This is a genomic window from Janthinobacterium sp. 17J80-10, assembly GCF_004114795.1.
Lineage (GTDB): Bacteria > Pseudomonadota > Gammaproteobacteria > Burkholderiales > Burkholderiaceae_D > Paucimonas.
On record NZ_CP035311.1, the window covers coordinates 2229442 to 2249530 of the forward strand.

General features: G+C 59.9%; 17 protein-coding genes, 2 tRNA genes and 1 pseudogene. 10 read left to right on the forward strand and 10 right to left on the reverse strand.

The window, feature by feature from the left end:
* Positions 1–140 precede the first annotated feature (140 nt).
* Positions 141–2984 carry an adenosylcobalamin-dependent ribonucleoside-diphosphate reductase gene (locus EKL02_RS10090; RefSeq protein WP_128901925.1) on the forward strand — a complete coding sequence of 948 codons (2844 nt, stop codon included), beginning with the start codon at positions 141–143 and terminating at the stop codon, positions 2982–2984.
* Between the two features lie 79 nt (positions 2985–3063).
* A complete protein-coding gene (locus EKL02_RS10095; protein ID WP_128901926.1) occupies positions 3064–3369 on the forward strand; it encodes a c-type cytochrome in 306 nt (101 codons plus the stop codon).
* A gap of 49 nt (positions 3370–3418) precedes the next feature.
* Here EKL02_RS10095 and EKL02_RS10100 read toward each other — a convergent pair whose 3' ends face one another.
* The gene (locus EKL02_RS10100) at positions 3419–5863 is read right to left on the reverse strand and encodes a mechanosensitive ion channel domain-containing protein (protein WP_128901927.1); all 2445 of its coding nucleotides are present in this window, start codon (positions 5861–5863) and stop codon (positions 3419–3421) included.
* Positions 5864–6205: 342 nt separating this feature from the next.
* Here EKL02_RS10100 and EKL02_RS10105 point away from each other — a divergent pair.
* Positions 6206–6282, forward strand: a tRNA-Asp gene (locus EKL02_RS10105).
* 5 nt (positions 6283–6287) lie between these two features.
* A tRNA-Glu gene (locus tag EKL02_RS10110) sits at positions 6288–6363 on the forward strand.
* 65 nt (positions 6364–6428) lie between these two features.
* Here EKL02_RS10110 and EKL02_RS10115 read toward each other — a convergent pair.
* From EKL02_RS10115 to EKL02_RS10145, 8 genes and pseudogenes are all read right to left on the reverse strand, one after another.
* On the reverse strand, positions 6429–7502 hold the full coding sequence (locus tag EKL02_RS10115) for an OmpA family protein (RefSeq protein ID WP_164932005.1): 1074 nt from the start codon (positions 7500–7502) through the stop codon (positions 6429–6431).
* Between the two features lie 142 nt (positions 7503–7644).
* Positions 7645–8703, reverse strand: coding sequence for an ACR3 family arsenite efflux transporter (arsB, locus tag EKL02_RS10120; RefSeq protein ID WP_241687680.1), 1059 nt, complete (start codon positions 8701–8703; stop codon positions 7645–7647).
* 80 nt (positions 8704–8783) lie between these two features.
* Positions 8784–9230, reverse strand: coding sequence for an arsenate reductase ArsC (locus tag EKL02_RS18560; protein ID WP_241687863.1), 447 nt, complete (start codon positions 9228–9230; stop codon positions 8784–8786).
* Positions 9231–9278: 48 nt separating this feature from the next.
* Positions 9279–9767: pseudogene (locus EKL02_RS18565) on the reverse strand (arsenate reductase ArsC); the annotation flags it as partial.
* Position 9768: 1 nt separating this feature from the next.
* Positions 9769–11538, reverse strand: coding sequence for an arsenical pump-driving ATPase (gene arsA, locus EKL02_RS10130; protein ID WP_128901930.1), 1770 nt, complete (start codon positions 11536–11538; stop codon positions 9769–9771).
* A gap of 56 nt (positions 11539–11594) precedes the next feature.
* The gene (arsD, locus tag EKL02_RS10135) at positions 11595–11957 is read right to left on the reverse strand and encodes an arsenite efflux transporter metallochaperone ArsD (RefSeq protein ID WP_128901931.1); all 363 of its coding nucleotides are present in this window, start codon (positions 11955–11957) and stop codon (positions 11595–11597) included.
* A 12-nt stretch (positions 11958–11969) separates the two neighbouring features.
* A complete protein-coding gene (locus tag EKL02_RS10140) occupies positions 11970–12449 on the reverse strand; it encodes an arsenate reductase ArsC (RefSeq protein WP_128901932.1) in 480 nt (159 codons plus the stop codon).
* Positions 12450–12530: 81 nt separating this feature from the next.
* A complete protein-coding gene (locus tag EKL02_RS10145) occupies positions 12531–12869 on the reverse strand; it encodes a metalloregulator ArsR/SmtB family transcription factor (protein WP_128901933.1) in 339 nt (112 codons plus the stop codon).
* 71 nt (positions 12870–12940) lie between these two features.
* Between EKL02_RS10145 and EKL02_RS10150 the strand changes: the two genes are divergently transcribed.
* Entirely contained in the window at positions 12941–14317 is a 1377-nt protein-coding gene (locus EKL02_RS10150) for a hypothetical protein (RefSeq protein WP_206732375.1), read from the forward strand.
* Between the two features lie 17 nt (positions 14318–14334).
* Here the strand turns inward: EKL02_RS10150 and EKL02_RS10155 are convergent, their stop codons facing one another.
* Complete coding sequence (locus tag EKL02_RS10155; protein WP_241687681.1) at positions 14335–14871, reverse strand: hypothetical protein; 537 nt, start codon at positions 14869–14871, stop codon at positions 14335–14337.
* A 106-nt stretch (positions 14872–14977) separates the two neighbouring features.
* Between EKL02_RS10155 and EKL02_RS10160 the strand changes: the two genes are divergently transcribed.
* From EKL02_RS10160 to EKL02_RS10180, 5 genes are all read left to right on the forward strand, one after another.
* Positions 14978–15193 (forward strand): hypothetical protein, encoded by a 216-nt coding sequence (locus EKL02_RS10160; RefSeq protein WP_128901935.1) that lies wholly within the window; start codon positions 14978–14980, stop codon positions 15191–15193.
* A gap of 220 nt (positions 15194–15413) precedes the next feature.
* Complete coding sequence (gene ybaL, locus EKL02_RS10165) at positions 15414–17117, forward strand: YbaL family putative K(+) efflux transporter (RefSeq protein ID WP_128901936.1); 1704 nt, start codon at positions 15414–15416, stop codon at positions 17115–17117.
* A 288-nt stretch (positions 17118–17405) separates the two neighbouring features.
* Positions 17406–18818, forward strand: a complete 1413-nt coding sequence (locus EKL02_RS10170) for a cytochrome ubiquinol oxidase subunit I (RefSeq protein ID WP_128901937.1) — start codon at positions 17406–17408, stop codon at positions 18816–18818.
* A 12-nt stretch (positions 18819–18830) separates the two neighbouring features.
* On the forward strand, positions 18831–19835 hold the full coding sequence (gene cydB / locus EKL02_RS10175) for a cytochrome d ubiquinol oxidase subunit II (protein ID WP_128901938.1): 1005 nt from the start codon (positions 18831–18833) through the stop codon (positions 19833–19835).
* Positions 19832–19993 (forward strand): DUF2474 domain-containing protein, encoded by a 162-nt coding sequence (locus EKL02_RS10180; RefSeq protein WP_241687682.1) that lies wholly within the window; start codon positions 19832–19834, stop codon positions 19991–19993. The genes cydB and EKL02_RS10180 overlap by 4 nt, the downstream gene beginning before the upstream one ends.
* The last annotated feature ends 96 nt before the right edge of the window (positions 19994–20089 follow it).

Consider the following 20089-nt stretch of genomic DNA (forward strand, 5'->3'; position numbering starts at 1 on the left):
GTTTCACGCAGTCACCCGGAAAATATTGATTTACATCATGCAAATTAAAATTTGCTATCGATAGAATAGGCTTTGACTAATATTTCAATTTAACAATTTTCTTCCGCCTGGCGAATATTCGCGGCATAAAGGAGCCATACATGCATAACCTGGAAAACGCGGCAATTGCCCTCGCAGAGCCGCAGGAAATTTGCCAGGAGGTGCTGCTCGAAAAATATGCCAAAGGCGATGAAACCGGCATCGAGCAGGTATTGCTGCGGGTCGCCACCGCCCTGGCGGAGGTCGAGGCGCCGAAACAGCGCAAGAAACATGCGGATGAATTCCTCTGGGCCATGCAGCATGGCTTTATCCCGGCGGGCCGGATCGGTAGCGCCGCCGGGACCGGGTTGCAGACGACCCTGATCAACTGTTTCGTCCAGCCTGTAGGCGATTCGATTACCGAGGCAGTGGGAGGCAAACCCGGCATTTATACCGCGCTGGCCCAGGCGGCGGAAACCATGCGCCGCGGCGGCGGGGTCGGCTACAATTTTTCCGCGATTCGCCCCAAGGGCGCGCGCGTCAAGGGCACCGGCAGCAGCGCTTCCGGGCCGATTTCCTACATGAAGGTGTTCGACCGCTCGTGCGAAACGGTGGAATCGGCGGGCGCCCGCCGCGGCGCGCAAATGGCCGTGCTGAATATAGACCATCCGGATATCTGCGACTTCATCACCGTCAAGCAGGAACGGGGCCAGCTGAACAATTTCAATGTTTCGGTCGGTGTCACGGACGAATTCATGCGCGCCGTGGAAGCCGATGCCCGCTTCGAGCTGGCGCATGTGGCCGAGCCGAACGAAGAAATCCGCAAGGCAGGCGCCTTCCAGCGCAGCGATGGCAAATGGGTTTACCGCACTGTGCCCGCGCGTGAGGTCTGGGACCTGATCATGAAAAGCACCTACGCGGCGGCCGAGCCCGGCGTGCTATACCTGGACCGCATTCAGCAGGAAAACAACCTGTCCTATTGCGAAGTGGTGGAAGCCACCAATCCCTGCGGCGAGCAGCCCTTGCCTGATTACGGCTGCTGCTGCCTTGGCAGCCTGAACCTGACAGCCTATGTCAAATCCCCGTTCTCGGACGACGCTGCATTTGACTACGACCTGTTTGCCCGCGTCACCCGCATTGCCGTGCGCATGCTGGACAACGTGCTGACGGCGACCCGTTGGCCGCTTGAAGAACAGTCCCGTGAAGCTGCCGCCAAGCGCCGCCTTGGCCTGGGATTTACCGGCCTGGGCGATGCATTGATCATGCTGGGCGTGCGTTACGATTCCGAGCAGGGGCGTGCGCTGGCCGATGAAGTGTCAAAAATGCTGCGCGACACGGCGTATGAGGCATCGGGCGAACTGGCGCGCGAACGCAAGCCGTTCCCCCTGTTCGACGCCGACAAATACCTGGCCTCGGGCTTTGCCTCGCGCCTGCCGGAAAAGCTCAAGAACGCGATCCGCGCCCATGGCCTGCGCAATTCCCACCTGACCTCGATTGCACCGACCGGGACGATTTCGCTGGCCTTTGCCGACAACGCCTCGAACGGTATCGAACCGGCATTTTCCTGGTTTTACAACCGCGTCAAGCGCATGCCCGATGGCAGCAAGAAGGATTACACTGTAGAAGACCATGCGTATCGCGTCTACCGGGCGCTTGGCCATGACGTGGAAAACCTGCCGGAAGCATTCGTCTCGGCGCTGGAAATCTCTGCCAAGGATCACATGCTGATGGTGGCGGCGGTGGCGCCGTATATCGATGCGGCGATTTCCAAGACCGTCAATGTGCCGGAAGATTATCCTTATGACGATTTCCAGGACCTGTACATGGAAGCCTGGCGCAAGGGCTTGAAAGGCATCACGACCTACCGCCCGAACAAGATTCTCGGCGCCGTGCTGTCGGTGCCGACGGCGACCAGCGCGCCGCAGCCGATCACGCTCTCCGAGCAGGACAAACGGATCGTGCTGACCGAAATCATGCATTCCCCGCCGCTGGCGTCCCTGCGCTGGCCGTCGCGCCCAGGCTTGCCTGCTGGCGCTTTCGCCTGGATCAGCGAAACCATTCGCACACCGCAAGGCGATTTCGCGATTGCCGTGTCCGACAAGGGCGGGGTGCCGTTCGAGGTATGGGTACTGGGCGGGCAGCCGCCGCGCGGACTGGATGCCATCGCCAAGACCCTGTCCACCGATATGCGCGCCAACGACCGCGGCTGGCTACGCAAGAAGCTTTCGATGCTCTCCAGGTGCTATGGCGATTCGTTCGAGATGCCGATGCCGCCGAATGGCCAAAGCGTACAGGTGCCCAGCGCTACTGCGGCGCTGGCCAGGCTGGTCGAATGGCGCTACCGGCAACTGGGCGCGCTGGAAAGCCCGGAGGGCGACCCCACGCCGGTGCTCGATGCGCTATTTTCGCCGCACGAGCCCAAGACGGGTACCGATGGCACGCTGGCCTGGGTTGCGGATGTCTGCAACCCTGCAACGGAAGACGATTTCGTATTGATGCTCAAGGAGCTGCAAATGCCTGACGGCAGCCGCCGGCCCTACAGCATGTGGCTGACCGGCGGCCATCCGCGCGCACTCGACGGCTTGTGCAAGATCCTGAGCCTGGACATGCGGGTCATCGATCCCGCCTGGATCGGCATGAAATTACGCAAATTGCTCAATTATGCTGAGCCGCGCGGCGACTTCCTTGCCCGCATTCCTGGCAGCGAGAAGCAAGCCAGCTATCCATCCACGGTGGCCTATATTGCCCAGCTGGTGATTCACCGGTACGCCATGCTCGGCATCCTGACGGAATCCGGCGCGCCGGTGCAAGCCATGGGTGTCGTGACGAATGAACCGGCGCATCCCGCCAGGACCAGTCCCACCATGGCGGGAAAGCTTTGTCGCGAATGTGGCAACACGACGGTGATCCGCAAGGACGGCTGTGATTTTTGTACGGCCTGTGGGGCAACGGGCACGTGCGGCTGATGCGCCGAAGTGGACTTGAATTGTTTTGATGCTGTTTGAATGTTTGAATTTGATCGTTTGTATTTTTTAGGAGATGAAAATGCGTCGTTCGATGTTGATGGTAATGTTATCGGCCAGCTTGCTGCCTGGTCTGGCAATGGCGAACGCCGACCTGGCCAAGTCAAAAAACTGCCTGGGCTGCCATGCAGTCAACAATAAAGTGCTTGGCCCTTCTTTCAAGGATGTGGCGACAAAATATGCCGGCCAGAAGGGCGCGGAAGACCAGCTCGTGCAAAAGGTATTGAAAGGCAGCACGGGAACCTGGGGGGCAATTGCAATGCCCGCTAATAATGTGACCGAACAGGAAGCCCATACATTGGTGAAATGGATCCTTGCAACCAAATAAGCCCGCAATAACAGACAAGGCCGGCCGTCCCTTGCATGGGGCGGCTTTTTTATGGTGGCGGGGATTTTACGTCTGGCGGTTGCGCTTCTGCGGAAATTTCCTTTTCTTGCAGGGCATCGTTTACCGAAGTGATCAAGTCACTTTTCACCTTGAGCCACCCTTCAAAGTCACCCGTCCATACGCGCAATTCGAATTCATAGGCATCCACGCCGCGTTTGATAAAAAGCACTTCCGGCGCCGGCGTCTCGAGCACCTTCTTGTTCCAGCGGCCGACTTCCAGCAGGGTTGCCTTGAGCCGGGCGACGTTGATATCCGGCTTGGTCACGACAGGTACCGAGATCTGATGCAACTGGTTGGATAGTGTCCAGTTAGTCAGTTTTTCTGAAATCAGCTTGCCGTTCGGGATAATGACTTCCGCACCAGCTGTACTTTGGATGACGGTGGCGCGGATACCGATGTGCTGGACACGTCCGACCATGTCGTCGATCTGGATGGTGTCGCCGATCTTGACTGGCCGCTCGAACAGCACGATCAGGCCCGAGACGAAATTGTTGACGATATTTTGCAAGCCGAAGCCGATGCCGACGGTCAGCGCGCCGGCCACGATGGTGAACTTGGTCATGTCGACACCGATTGCGGCAAGCGCCATCACCAGGCCGGACAGGAGTATCACGTAATGTACCGTCGTCGACAGGGCATAGGGCAGCCCGCGGTCGAGACGGAGCCGCGAGAATATCTCTTCTTCAAGCAGAAAGCGTGTCAAGCGTGAAATAGCATAGGTGAGCCAGAGGATCAGAATGAACAGGGCGACTTCGCTGACGGCGATTGTCAGGTTGCCGAGCTTCCAGGCGACATTCCATAATGACTCCAGCCAGGCGATGACCCGCTGCAGCAGGCCGGAGGTGAGCAGGGTGACGACGATCCAGAACAAGAATGCGATCCACTTCAGCCACTTGTTGATTCGCATGGCAATCTGCATCCGGTGCCGTTGCACACCTGCCAGAAACGACACGGGTGGCATATAAAGCAAGCCATGCACCAGGCCTTCCGCCGCGCTGCACAGCGCATACAGCAGCATGGCAGTGTAGGCGCTCGAGAGCATCGTGCGCAGCATCAGGTCCGCAAGCCTGGCGTAGCCGGATACCACCGCCGCGAGAATGATCAGCGACGCGAACAGGGTTATCCAGCCGCCATATTCAATGGCCTGCCATGCAATTTTATGGACGCGCCCTATGTCCTCGGACGCGGCCTGCCGCCGCCGCAACACCGGCAAGACGGCGAGGAAGACACCGAGCACTTCCAGCAACAGCAGAAATCGGTACACCCCGGGCAACGGTGTAAACAGCGCGCGCGCCTTGTCGGCCAGATAGAAAATCACGACGGAAAGAAGCAAGCGATAAATCGCCGGATCGATCATGCGGCGGGCGAAGATCACCAGCGGCACGGTCGAAAGAATGCCGATCAAGAGCCACACCGGATTCGGCGCATTCGGATAAAACCAGCTGCTAAGCAGCATCGCCACAAGTGTGGCGGTCACGATCGGCATGTCGAAGATTTTTTTATTCTCGCGTAATCCGGCATCGTCCTTGACGAGTTCGTTGACTTTCCTGCGCGCGACAGAAAGAAGTATGGTCAGCAGGACGAGAACGGATGCGTGCAGCGCAAACAGGCGCCAGGCGGACTTGAGATACCCGGTCAAGGCGGACGCCTGGGTGCCGATATGATTCAGGGCATTGGCGGAAAAGCTGTGGATGGATTCGGTCCAGAACGTTGCGCTCCAGAGCGGCGGCCCGTCGCGATATAAGAGTCGTGTAGCAGCGCGCTCGCTGGCGACGGTCAGAAGCTGGCGTATTTCCGCCAGCCGGGTGCCGATATCGGTCGCCTGGCCTTGCAGGGCCAGCACACGCGTGCGGTGTGCCAGGACGTTTTTTCTGGTCTCGGCCATGGCCGCGGCCAGGTCCTGTGCGCGTTCAAGAATATCCGGCGGAGCCCCCGCCTTGATCGCCGCATCGATGGTGGCTGTCCAGGTTGCGTCGAGCGCCTCAAGTTGCTTGAGGTCACGGTCGATCCGCAATGCGACGTCGGTGAGGTCTCGCAGCAGCGGTGAAACCCGCTGCTCGATATTGCGTAGCTCGTCATCGACGCCACGGATTGTTTCGAGTGAAAACGCGCTAGCATCCAGGCGCTGGAGGGCCTGCAGGCGGCCGGTGGTTTCGCGCTCGAGTCCAGGTAAAGCAGCGCTGGCGCTGGCGATTTCGGCCGCGCTGCGCTCGCGGCCTTCGATCTGGCGGATGGCCGCCATTCCTGCCTCGGCTTGCTGCGCGATTTCGCCGACTGCAACCGGCTGTGGCTTGGGGCCGGCCGGCGCAGCAGCAGTTGCCTGTCGGGGCGCAGCCGGGCCTATCCCCGTGCTCGGCAAGCCCTGCGCCAGCAGCAAGCCATGGCAGGACAGTGCAAGCACCAGGGCGGCGAGGGATTTCCTCCCCAGGATCATTAATGCGGAGTGCCTGCCTGTTGTTGGTGGGATTTGTCGTGGCGATAGCGGGAGAAGGGCATGGATGCTTTCCTCATGATTGGCGAGGCCTGGGTGAATGGGAAGCGAAGAATTGAATCAAGCGCAACGAAACAAGCGCAACCGGCGGTTAAGCACAGCGAAATTGCGCAAATGAAATCATGCGATCACGCCACGGCACCCTTGTGTGATGCATTGCACAATAGTTAGTTCCGGCCGCCCCCTGAGGAAATTCGGTGAAAAAATTTTGCGGGGGACGAATTATGTTGTAGAATTCGGGCTCTTCGAAACGCACGGCGCTTTGAAGAAACGCCTCACCACTGCGGAGTGGTAGTTCAGTTGGTTAGAATACCGGCCTGTCACGCCGGGGGTCGCGGGTTCGAGCCCCGTCCGCTCCGCCAGAAATGTCTCCATCGTCTAGAGGCCTAGGACATCACCCTTTCACGGTGAGTACCGGGGTTCGAATCCCCGTGGAGACGCCAATACCTGAAAAAAGTCCCGCAAGGGACTTTTTTCTTTTTGAGCCGCAGACAAATCCCTGGTGCGGCTATTGCCGGTTGATTTCAACGCGGCGCGCTTCGGCATCGTTGCCGCCGGCGCCGGTTTCGACGAAAGAGGGTGGTTGCATCCCCACGTCAGCTTCAGCAGCACCCGCGGCGATGAGCGCATCCTTGACCGCTTTGGCGCGGCTTTTGGCAAGCTCCTCATTCCTGGCGACGTCGCCGCTCTTGTCGGTGTAACCGGTAATCGCCACCTTCAGCTTGTCCCGCTTGATCATGTCCGCGACAGCGGCAATCGTCTTGCTGCCATCGGCGTCGACGGCGGCCGAGCCGACCGCGAAGTAGACCTTGGCGGGCATCGAGATCGCAGCGCTCGCAGGCGTCGGTGCGGACGTATGGGTCGGCTTGCCACTAAACATATTCCAGAGAAATAGCAGCACGGCTGCGCCAATCAGCCATGGCAACCAGCGCGACAAGCCTGATTTGGTCGCGACGGTGGCTGCTGTGGCGGCAGAGCTCGCCGCGCCACTGGCGGCAGCCGCCTTGCCGCCAAGTCCCCCGAGGAAGGCGGACGGGCTTGCAAAGCCGAGGGCGCCAGCCATGCGGTTATCAATTGCGCCTTGCAGGTGTGGTACCTGTCCGGCCAGCAGCGATGCCAGCGAACTTGCATTGAGCCCGTTCTCGCCGATGAATTTTTTCAAGACCGTCATGACCAATGGCACCGCCATGGCGATCAGGCTCGCCGCTGATGTCGTCTTGATGCCACTTGACGAGGCCAGCGTATTTGCCACCGCTGTGCTCTTGTCGCCGAACAGGGCTGGCACCAGGCTGCCGGTACCAGCCTTCAGCAGATTATTGATCCCGGCGCCGCCGGCGCCAAAGAGACCGGCGGGATTTGCCAGTGCGCTGGTATCGAGATTGGCGCCATTGAGCAGTGATATCAGGCCTGACGCGCCATCCGGTGTCGCACCTTTGCGTGTAATGACGCCAAGCACGGCAGGCAGCAGTGAACTCAGGGCGGACTGGGTCGCGCCAGGAGATTCGCCCAGAAACTGCCCGGCGAGATTCGAAAAATCGCCGCCCAGCGCCTGCTGGACGAGAGAGAGCAGATTCGCAGTCATGAAGGCAGTCTCCTGGAGGTGGCAAAAAAGCAAGGGAATCGATAACATATATGCGATCAATTTCCCGCGACCTTACATTTCTCAACTGTTTTGTCGAATTGCAGGAATCAGACAAAATTGCCATGCCTTGAATTTCTTTTCATCAGTAATTTTGCCTGGATGTGCGCTCGTACCAGGGTTGGGAAGCGTTCACGACCCGCACCACCAGGAGCATCACCGGCACTTCGATCAATACCCCGACGACGGTCGCCAGTGCTGCGCCGGAGTTGAAGCCGAACAGACTGATGGCCGCGGCCACGGCCAGCTCGAAGAAATTGGACGCGCCGATCAGCGCCGAGGGACAGGCGATATTGTGTTTTTCGCCGACCGCGCGATTGAGCCAGTAGGCCAGCGCCGAGTTAAAGAATACCTGGATCAGGATGGGAACTGCCAGCAGTGCGATGACTACCGGTTGTGCCAGGATGGCTTCACCCTGAAAAGCAAACAGCAGCACAAGCGTGGCGAGCAGCGCGGCGATCGACCATGGTCCAATCTTTGCCATTGCCGCTTCAAAAGCCGCCGGGCCTCGCGCCAGCAGTGCCTTGCGCCAGAGTTGGGCCAGGATCACCGGGATCACGATGTACAGCACGACCGACGTGACAAGCGTGGCCCAGGGCACGGTAATCGAGGAGATGCCCAGCAAAAATGCCACCAGGGGGGCGAAGGCAACGATCATGATGCCGTCGTTCAAAGCGACCTGCGACAGCGTAAACAACGGGTCGCCGCCTGTCAGCCGGCTCCACACAAAGACCATCGCCGTGCATGGCGCTGCCGCCAGCAGGATCAGGCCGGCTATGTAGCTGTCGATCTGCTCGGCTGGCAGCATCGGCGCGAACAGGTGGCGGATGAATAGCCAGCCGAGCAAGGCCATCGAGAAAGGCTTGACCAGCCAGTTGACGAACAGGGTCACGCCAATGCCGCGCATATGCTGGCGGACTTCGTGCAAGGCGCTGAAATCCACTTTCACCAGCATCGGAATGATCATTACCCAGATCAGCAGCCCCACCGGCAAATTGACCCTGGCGACTTCCATGCGGCCGACAGCCTGAAAAACACCGGGAAACACCTGCCCGAGTGCGATGCCGGCGACGATGCAGAGAAATACCCACACGGTAAGGTAACGCTCGAACACGCTCATCGGCGCGCCGGCTGCTTTTTTCATCGTAACTTCACATTGAGCTGACAAAACTATTTCCTTCCAATCGATTATCCAGAGTTGCACCTGCGGGTGGTCGCAACGACTTACACTTTCATTGCGCCGATGGCCTTGATTTCCTGATTGATGCTTGTATTTTCCATCGCATGCAGGGGCAACTTCACGAATGCATCGATGCGCTTGATGATCTGGGCAAAGACCTTGGCGAACAGCGCCTGCTTTTCTTCGTCACTGCCTTCGAGCGCAGCCGGGTCTTCATAGCCCCAATGGGCCGTGGCAGGATGTCCCGGCCAATAAGGGCATTCCTCGCCGGCAGCGTTGTCGCAGACCGTGATGATGAAATCCATCTGCGGAGCAGTTGGCAGGGAAAATTCGTCCCAGCTCTTGCTGCGCATGTTCTGGGTCGGGTAATAATGATCGAACGCCTTGATTTGTGCGATGGCAAACGGGTTAACCTTGCCGCCGGGACGACTGCCCGCGCTGAAGCCACGGAAGCGGCCCTGGCCGAGGATGTCCACCAGCGCTTCCGACATCACGCTGCGCGCTGAATTGCCGGTGCAGACAAAGAGCACGTTGTAGACCTTGCCGATTTCCTCGACGTTTCTCTTGATTGCCAGGCGCTCGAGCTTGCTGAGCGGCAGGCTCAGGAAGATATCCAGTCGGTTCTTGATTTCGCGGCATACCCGCGCAAATGCTGCCCGCTTGCTCGCATCATCGCCCTCGACCGCCGCCGGATCCTGGAATCCCCAATGTGCATTGACGGGCTGGCCCGGCCAGACCGGGCATGTCTCGCCGGCTGCCTTGTCGCAGACAGTGATGACGAAATCCATTTGCGGCGCGTCGGCTGCGGCGAACTCGCTCCAGCTCTTGCTGCGCAGGTTTTCGGCGGCGTAGCCAATGCGGCTTATTTCATCGATGGCGTACGGGTGAACTGCGCCAGCAGGATGGCTACCGCCGCTGTAAGCGCGGAAGCGGCCACGCCCAATGGAATTCAGCAACGCTTCTGCCATGATGCTGCGCGCCGAATTGCCGGTGCAAAGAAACAGGACGTTATAGATTTTTTCAGACATCTCAGGATCTTTCATGAATGTTGTGGGCCAGTTCCAGCAGCCGCTCGACCCCGACCGGTTCTTCCTGCATCAGCGGCACCAGCGCATAGCGTTGCGCATGGCGCGTGGCGACCGCATCGATTTCGCGCATCTCGTTATGTGCGCGCAAGCGCAGCAAGTGCGACTGCGGTCGTGCGGCGGCCACACTGTTGTTGATCACCCACGCCCAGGGCTCGATTCCCGCACGGCGCAAATCGGCTTGCAGATTGGCCGCTTCCAGCACCGGCGTGGTTTCCGCCAGCGTCACCAGCAAGACTTTGGTCTGCTTCGGGTCTTGCAGTTGCATCATCGGCGTGACGAAATGGATACCCTTGTCGCCCATCTGGCGCACGATCTCGCGGTGATAGGCGCCGGTCGCATCGAGCAGCAGCAGCGTATGGCCAGTCGGCGCCGTATCCATGACCACGAACTTCTTGCCGGCTTCGCGAATGGCGCGCGAAAACGCCTGGAATACCGCAATTTCCTCGGTGCAGGGCGAGCGCAGGTCTTCTTCCAGCAAGGCGCGTCCGGCATCGTCGAGCTTCGCGCCTTTGGTCTGCAGCACTTGCTGCCGATAGCGCGCAGTTTCGGCATGCGGGTCGATGCGGCTCACGCTCAGGTGTTCCAGCGAACCGGTGAGGGTTTCGGCCAGATGCGCTGCCGGATCGGATGTGGTCAGGTGGACGGGCAAGCCACGCCGGGCAAGTTCTACTGCGATGGCCGCAGCCAGGGTGGTTTTGCCGACGCCGCCTTTGCCCATGACCATGACAAGTCCATGGCCGTCCGCCGCAATGCCATCGACCAGGTTCGACAGATCAGGCGCATCGGGTGCCACGGCTTGTTCCAGGCTTGCAGCAGACGGGATGGCCTCAGGTGAAAGCAGGTGGCGCAAGGCATCGACACCGACCAGGTTAAACGGCTTGAGATCCACCCGGTCGCCCGGCAGGTCTTCAAGAACGACAGGCATGGCTGCGATAGCTGCCTGTTCGCGGCGGACAATTGCCGCGGCAAGCGGATCCTGTGCCACTTCGCTTGCGGGAAGGACGCCATTGATGACCAGGTACTGCTCCGAAAGTCCGATGGCAGCCAGCTCTTCATGCGTGCGGGCGGCTTCGCGCAGGGTGGATTGCTGTGCGCGTGCCACCAGCACCAGTCGCGTGCGGCGCGGATCGGCGAGGGCATCGACTGCCGCCTTGTATTGCGCGCGCTGCTTTTCAAGGCCGGCGAGAGGGCCGAGACACGAGGCATCGCCTTTGCCGGCCTCCAGAAAGCCGCTCCAGGCGCCAGGCAGTTGCAGCAGGCGAATAGTATGCCCGGTCGGCGCCGTATCGAAGATGATATGGTCGTAGCCGACAGTGAGCGCGCCGTCCGTCAGCAGCGCCGTGAACTCGTCGAAGGCGGCAATTTCAGTGGTGCATGCGCCCGACAGGGATTCCTCGATGCCCTTGACGACATCGTCGGGCAATACCCCGCGCACCGGATTGACGAGACGGTCCCGGTAGGCTTGCGCTGCCGCTTGCGGATCGATTTCCAGCGCGTGCAGTCCGGGCACGGCTGCAATGGCGGTGATGCGGTTGCCGATTTCCACGCCGAACACCTGGCCAACGTTGGAGGCCGGGTCGGTGCTGACCAGCAGCGTGCGCTTGCCGGTTTCGGCCAGGTGGATGGCGGTGGCGCAGGCCAGCGACGTTTTGCCGACGCCACCCTTACCGGTAAAAAACATGAACCGCGGCGGCGAAGTCAGGAAATGCATGGGTTCTCCAGAATTTTTTGTGGAATCGACCGGGATCGGTGGCTTGCCCGTGGCCGTCAGCAGCAGTTCGATCCGCTGCAGCTGGCACCCGTTGGCGCTGCCGCGACAGGCAGTGCGCTGATGCCGGCCCAGCGCGCCAGTTCGGCGCGGCGCGGATAACGGCCGGCCAGCGCCAGCTGGCCGTCGACCAGGATCAGCGGCAGCGCATCCTTGCCGGAGCGCTCCAGGAAAGCTTTGACGGTCGGGTGTTCCGCAAAGGCCATCGGCTGTTGTGCCAGGTTGAAGCGCTCGATCTGGGCGCCGTGCTGCTTGGCCCACTCGGCATCGGCAGAAAAATCCACCAGCGCCTGTTCAACCTCTACACCGCACACGCCGGTGCTGCAGCACATGGCGGGGTCATAAATCTGAATCTTGGTCATGCCAGCTACGCCTTATTGATGGGTCTCTGCAATGTTGTCCATGGCTGCCTTGAGGCCGGCCTTGTCATTTTCCAGCGTTTCCAGCGGCAGTGCCAGGAAGGCTTCGATGCGCGCGCGCAGGATGCGGTACGCCTGCATGAATGCCGCATCGATTTCATCATCCGTGCCGGTGGCGTGCGCGGGATCTTCAACACCCCAGTGCGTACGCAACACGGGGCCGAGGTAAGCGGGGCAGGTTTCGCCTGCGGCGCTGGCGCACACGGTGATGACAATGTCCGGCGTGGCCGGCAAGTTGTCCCAGGACTTGCTGAAATAGCCCTCAGTAGCAATGCCTTCTCGCGCCAGCAAGGCCAGCGAGCGGGGATGCACATAGCCGGCTGGCTTGCTGCCGGCACTCATGGCGTGCCATCCCGCCGGCGCCAGGTGGTTGAAGGTGGCTTCGCCGAGGATGGATCGGCAGGAATTGCCGGTGCAGAGAAACAGGACATTCATGGACGGGGCTTCCGGTTACATTAAAAAACTAAGCAAGTTCAAAAGGCGGCTGAAAATCGGGATTTTGGGCGAAGCCAAATCTCACCTGACAGCCGGTTCGGTGGCGCAATCGGTCTTGCAGACAGGAGAGCATGGATTGCCGCCGCAACAATTGGCCGTCAAAAATGCCATCAAGCCATTCATCGTGTCGAAATTGGCGCAGTAATAGACGAAACGCCCCTCCTGGCGGGACGTGACCAGGCCGGCGTGGGAAAGCTCCTTGAGGTGAAAGGACAGGGAGGAGGGCGGCACGCCAATCTGATCGCTGATCTTGCTGGCTGCCAAACCTTGGGGGCCCGTCTGCACCAGCAGGCGAAACACGGCAAGACGCGATTCCTGTGCAAGTGCCGCCAGGGCAGTGATAATGTTTTTGGTTTCCATCTTGAATTCCCGCATTTCGATTCTATAATTCGATAATAGTCGAATTATCGGATTAATGCCAGTGGCACGCGATGATCCACAACGAAAAGGAAGACCCTTCGATGACAACAGACAGCAAGGAAGCGGTACTCACGGCCACTTCGACGTGCAATACGGCAAGTTGCGGCAGCACAGTGGCAGAAGCATTGAATCAAGGATGTTTTTGCGTCAGCCTCGACAGTGGGGTGCTGCGCGCCGCACTTCAGTCAACGCTGAAGCCGCCATCCACGCCGCAGGAACCTGACCTGTTTGCCTTGATCGAGCAGCGCTGCCCCTATGTGTTTTCCGCTAACCCGGTGTTCATTTCACGATCGCATGTCCGCCAGATGGAGCAACTGGTGCAGGCAATCGAATCGGTCGCGGATCTGCCCGCCTACCGGACCCAGGTGCTTGCGGGCGCCCCCGAAATTGCCCGCCAGGCGCCCAACGCTGCTAAAGGAGTCTTTTACGGCTATGACTTCCATCTGCATGAAGAAAGTATCGCCCTCATTGAAGTCAATACCAATGCCGGCGGCGCGATGCTCAATGCTGCGCTGGCGCGGGCGCAGCGCGCCTGCTGCGATGCAGTGGAAAACATGCTGCCGGCGCTCGATGCGGCGCAACTGGAAAGTCGTATCGTCGAGATGTTCCGGAACGAATGGCGCCTCGGCGGGCAGTCCCGGCCATTGCAAACCATTGCGATCGTCGATGAACAGCCGTCAGAACAATACCTGTTTCCAGAATTCCTGATGTTTCAGCAGCTTTTTCGCAGCCATGGCCTGGAGGCCCTGATTGCCGATCCGGGGCAACTGGTATTTCGCGACGGCGCGCTTTGGCATGGCGCAACACGGGTAGACCTGGTGTACAACCGCTTGACGGATTTCATGCTGGAAGCGCCGTCGAGCGCGGCCATCAGCGCGGCTTACGCTGCCAATGCGGTGGTGCTGACGCCGCATCCGCAAGCCCACGCGCTGTTTGCGAACAAGCGCAACCTTGCGTTGCTGACTGACCCGGTGCGACTGGACGCCCTTGGCGTTGCCAGACCGGTGCAGGAAATCCTGCTCTCCGGGATCCCGCGCACGGAAATCGTCGACCCGGCGCAGGGCGAACGCTTATGGGCCGAGCGCCGCAAGTTGTTCTTCAAGCCTGCCGCAGGCTACGGCAGCCGCGCGGCGTATCGCGGCGACAAGCTCACGCGGCGGGTATGGGAGGAAATCCTGGCAGGCGACTACATCGCGCAGGCAATCGTCGCGCCTGCCGAGCGCTCCACCGGGCCGGATGCGGCGGCACAGCGGCTCAAGTTCGATATCCGCGCCTATGCCTATGATGGCGCCATCCAGTGGCTGGCGGCTCGGCTCTACCAGGGGCAGACGACAAATTTTCGCACCCCCGGCGGCGGTTTTGCACCGGTATATTGCCTTGACCTGTAGCTTTCGGGGGCTGGCCGCTAGAATTCGCCACCCGGTGTGCGTGGCTTTTCGAAACCATCGGCGATCCAGGCTGCCGCACTGGTCGGTGTCAGCCTGAATTCTGCCGCGACGCGCACCTGCGCGAGCTGTTCGGCCGCTTCATTGCAGGCGCTCAGGAGGGCGTAAGGGTTGTCCTCGTCAGGTACGATATCCAGGGTCACCTTGGTGGTTCGGGCGTCGGCAGTGATGTAGACGCACTTGTGCAGCATGGCATGACGCTGCTGCTCGTGCCTGCGGATGACTTCCGAAGCGGTCTTGACCAGGGTGGAAAATGCCGGCGCATCCAGGGGCTTGGGATTCTTCTTGTCGCGGCCCATGGTCCAGGGGCCGACCAGGGCTGGTTCGGATTCGCCATCGCGCGTCATGGCGACTGCCCAGCCGTCGTCGTCCTCGTTCTTGATGACGCGGGCCGTCCAGCCATCGTCGCACCAGAGGCGCGCTTCATGGATTTTTGGTTCGACTTCGACCAGGGCGACATCGTCTTGCAAATCCAAATCAATATCAAACAGAGGCATGTTTTCCATAGAGTGAGAGCTCGCGAATGAAATAAAGTTGGCGGGTTGGGCAGCTGACGCCTATTATACTGTATGGATATACAGTTTGAATGTGCGGGTGATCAAAATGCGCATGTACGTCGTCAAAACAGATCATGGCTATCTTTATCCCTTCCGGGGGGCCGTGTCATTTACGGACAATGAGTCCCATGCCGGGCTTTTTCTGCAGGCAGAGGAAGCGCATGTCATCGCACAAGTGTTTGGCTATACCGAAGAAAGGTATAGCGTCATTGCCGTCGAGATCGCCGAGATGCGACAAGACTCTGTAAATATTAATACTTAAAAACAGAGTGTTAGCCGTTAAAGCTTAAGTATGGCATTAGGTTTTATTTGTGCTCGCCATCATCCCCTGAGAGGCGCTTCCACGTCGTCTCGCCATGGCAAATGAGTTTCATTAGTACAATATAGGTCTTGCAAGCGCCTGCATATCGGCAGCAATCTCCCGCGCAACACCCCGATGCTTGACTCGGCAAAGCCTTGACCTGGCCGAGAAATGGAACTGAATGGAACATAACATACCGCTGATTACGACCATTGCCGCCGGCTTTGGCATCGCCCTCATTCTCGGTTTTGTGGCCGAACGCCTCAAGATTCCCGCCCTGGTTGGCTATCTGGTGGCTGGCATCATCATTGGCCCAAGCACGCCAGGCTTCGTGGCCGATGTGCACCTGGCATCGCAATTGTCTGAAATCGGCGTCATGCTGCTGATGTTCGGCGTCGGACTGCATTTTTCCCTCAATGACTTGCTCGCGGTTAAGCGGATTGCCGTGCCGGGCGCAGTAGTCCAGATGAGTCTGGCAACCGTTCTTGGCATGATCGTGGCCTGGTGGTGGGACTGGACCTGGGGCGCCGGTCTGGTGTTTGGCCTGTCGCTGTCGTGCGCCAGTACCGTGGTGCTGCTCAAGGCACTGGAAGCGCGTGGCGTGCTCGAAACCATGAACGGGCGCATCGCCGTCGGTTGGCTGGTCGTCGAGGATCTGGCAACGGTGCTGGTCCTGGTGCTGCTGCCGCCCCTGGCCGGCGTGTTGGGCGGCACGGTGGTGGCGGAAGCCAGTGCAAGCAAGCCGTTGTGGGCAACCATCGGACTGACGCTACTGCAGGTGGCGGCCTTCATCGTCCTGATGCTGGTGGCTGGCCGCCGTGTACTGCCCTGGATGCTCTGGCACATCGCCCGCACGGGCTCGCGCGAACTGTTCACCCTGTCGGTGATTGCTGCTGCCATCAGCATTGCCTACGGCGCTGCGCAATTGTTCAGCGTATCGTTTGCCCTCGGCGCCTTCTTTGCCGGCATGGTGATGCGCGAATCGGAGTTCAGCCACCGTGCCGCGGAAGAGTCCTTGCCCTTGCGCGACGCCTTCTCCGTGCTTTTTTTCGTGTCCGTCGGCATGCTTTTCGAGCCCGCGATCCTGCTCGAAAAGCCCTTGCAGGTGCTGGGTGTCGTGGCCATCATTATCTTCGGCAAGTCCGTCGCCGCGCTGGCGATTGTCCTGGCATTCCGCTATCCCCTGAACACCGCATTGACGGTATCGGCCAGCCTGGCGCAGATCGGCGAATTTTCTTTCATTCTGGCCGGCCTCGGCGTCACGCTCGGCTTGCTGCCTGCCGAAGGGATGAGCCTGGTGCTGGCTGGCGCCTTGATTTCCATCGCCTTGAATCCCGTCCTGTTTTCGGCTGTCGAGCCGTTGCGCCGCTGGATTCTTGCCCGCTCCGAACTGGCGCGTCACCTGGAACAGCGAGGTGATCCCTATGCCGAACTGCCGATGTCGACCGAGCGCAAGTATCTGGAAGGCCAGGTCGTGCTGGTAGGCTACGGGCGCGTCGGCAAGCGCATTGCCAGTGAACTGGTGGCGCGGGGCATCCCCTATGTGGTGGCGGAGCAGAACCGCGAGCTGGTAGAAATCCTGCGCAAAAATGGCGTGGTTGCCGTATCAGGCAATGCCGCCGATCCGGCGGTGCTGATCCAGGCGCACATTGCCAATGCGGCCATGCTGGTGGTAGCCACAGCCGATCCGCTCAATGTGCGGCAAATGGTCGAGACGGCGCGCACGCTCAACCCCGGCATTGAAATCGTCTTGCGCACGCATAGCGAGGAAGAGTCGCAGATGTTGCGCAAGGAGGGGATCGGCACGGTGTTTTTTGGCGAGGAAGAGTTAGCCAAGGGGATGAGCAGCCATGTCCTCGAACGTTTTGCGCCGGCGGTGGCGTAAGCATTTGGATAGTCTCAGGTAAGCGGCATGCCTGGCGCCAGAAAAAGGCGCAGTTATGTGCCTCTAGCCAAGTATTTTACTTCCGGCACAGCTGTTGCGAGGGAACGCTATAAGAATTCAATGGCGTTTGTCGGATGTCAAAGGAGGCGTAAGGGACTGGCTCGGCCAAAGGAATATCCTGCGACACTTGACTAAGACATTCATCCCGACGCGCCGGAGGCAAGTCGTGGCGCCGTTGGCGACATACCGGTAGTGCCGTCGTTTCACAGTGAGTGAAGGGGTTACCTGATGACTGAGCTGCCTAATGCCCTGCTGCTGGCACGTATCCAGTTCGCCTTCACGATAAGTTTCCATTTCCTTTTCCCGGCGATCACCATCGGACTTGCCAGCTATCTGGCCGTGCTCGAAGGCCTGTGGCTGAAGACGGGAAGGGCCGAATACATGGATCTCTTTCGCTACTGGATAAAGATCTTTGCGCTGGTATTCGGCATGGGTGTTGTCTCCGGCATTGTCATGTCGTACCAGTTCGGCACCAACTGGGCGGCATTCGCCGACAGGGCCGGACCCATCATCGGCCCGCCCATGGCCTATGAAGTCCTCACGGCTTTTTTCCTGGAAGCCGGCTTTTTGGGCGTCATGCTGTTCGGCATGAACCGTGTCGGCAAGGGGTTGCATTTCATGGCCACGCTGATGGTCGCCATCGGCACCTTTATCTCGGCTTTCTGGATTCTGTCGGTCAATAGCTGGATGCAAACGCCTGCCGGCTATGCCATGAATGCCGAGGGCCAGTTCATCCCGGCGGGCAGCTGGCTGCACATCATTTTCAATCCCAGCTTTCCCTACCGCCTCGTGCATACTGTCTCGGCGGCGTATCTCACCACTGCATTCATCGTGGCGGGCGTGGGCGCTTGGCATCTGTTGCGCAACCGCGAGAATGGCCATTCCCGCATCATGTTTTCCATGGGGATGTGGATGGCAGCCATCGTTGCTCCCATCCAGATCGGGCTTGGCGACCTGCATGGCTTGAATACGCTCGAACATCAACCGGTGAAGATCATGGCCATGGAAGGGCATTATCAAAGCCATCCCGAGGGCGCGCCGCTTATCCTGTTCGGATTGCCGAATGCCGCCGAGAACCGCGTCGATTATGCGATTGAAATTCCCAAGCTGTCATCACTCATCCTGAAACACGACCTGAATGCGCCGCTGGCGGGGCTTGATACCATGCCGGTCGAGAACCGCCCGCCTGTCGCGATCGTGTTTTGGGCCTTCAGGATCATGGTGGGCCTGGGCTTCCTGATGGCCGGGATCGGCATGCTCAGCCTGTATGCGCGCGTGCGCGGCACGCTCTATACCTGGAAGCCGTTGCATCGTTTTGCCTTGATGATGGCGCCGTCCGGTCTGCTCGCAGTGCTGGCCGGCTGGGTGACGACCGAGGTCGGGCGCCAGCCCTGGACAGTCTACGGCTTGATGCGCACCGCCGAATCCGCCTCGCCGCTGGCTGCGCCGGCGCTGGCGGCTTCGCTGGCAGCATTCGTGGTTGTCTACTTTGTCGTCTTTGGCGCCGGTGTCCTCTACATCCTGAAGCTGATGGCGAAGCCGCCGCAGGCGCACGAGACGGCTCCGCCGAACATACCGGTGCGCAGCGCAGGCATTACGCCCGGGCCGGCGCTCAAGCCCGATTTCATCCAGCACAACTAGGAGGCCGGCGCAATGGACATTGACCTCGCCATGGTCTGGGCATTCATTATTGTGTTTGCCGTCTTTGTCTACGTGATCATGGATGGATTCGACCTCGGGATTGGCATTCTCTTCCCGTTCTTCAAGGTGGGGCATGACCGCGATACCGCGATGAACAGTATCGCGCCGGTCTGGGACGGCAACGAGACCTGGCTGGTTCTGGGCGGCGGCGGCTTGCTTGCCGCCTTTCCGCTCGCCTATGGCGTCATCTTCTCCGGCCTGTATGCGCCCATCATCGCGATGCTTCTGGCGCTGGTTTTCCGGGGCGTCGCCTTTGAGTTTCGCTGGCGTGATCCCGCGCACCGGGCGGCATGGGACCTGGCGTTTACCGGAGGATCCTTTATTGCGGCGCTGTCGCAAGGCGTTGTGCTGGGCGCGCTGCTGCAGGGAATCAAGGTAAGCAACCGTACTTATGCAGGTGGCTGGTGGGACTGGCTGACACTGTTTTCAATTCTTACCGGAGTCGGGGTCGTCATTGCCTATGCATTGCTGGGCGCGACCTGGCTCATTCTCAAGACCGAGGGCGGTATGCAACGCCAATGCGTGCGCCTGGCCTGGCGGCTGGGCGCGGCGACGCTTGCCGCCATCATCATTGTCAGCATTGCCACGCCGTTTCTTGCGGGCGCCTATTACGAGCGCTGGTTCTCCTATCCGAACATTCTCTTCGCCGGGTTCGTGCCGCTTCTGGTTGGCGTCGCCAGCCTGGCATTCGTACGCAGCATGAGGGCAGGGCGCGAACTGGCGCCTTTTTTGCTCGCGCTGTTTATTTTCCTGCTGTGCTTCGTCGGACTGGCAATCAGCATCTACCCCTTTGTCGTCCCGGGTGCCGTGACCATCTGGGAAGCCGCAACCCATCGCAGCAGCCAACTCTTCATGCTGGTTGGTACGGTCATCATCATGCCGCTGATCCTGATCTACACCGGCTGGTCTTACTGGGTCTTTCGCGGCAAGGTGCGTGCCGAAGGCTACCACGCATGAAATGGCGAAGGATCCTGTCGCCACGGCGCGAGGATATGCAGTCACGCCATCCATCGCCGCTTTACGTGCGCCTGCTGTGGATGGCCGCGATCTGGGCCGGCAGCGTCATCGCGCTGCTTGCCGTGGCAGGCCTATTGCGCCTGGTGATGCGGCAGTGATGTCGCCTGCGCCTGGGCTTGAAAAGCAGGCGGCAATTCGCGCCCAACGGGTATTCGCCCTGAAGTAGAATTGCGACATGCATCTTCTCACAGCCA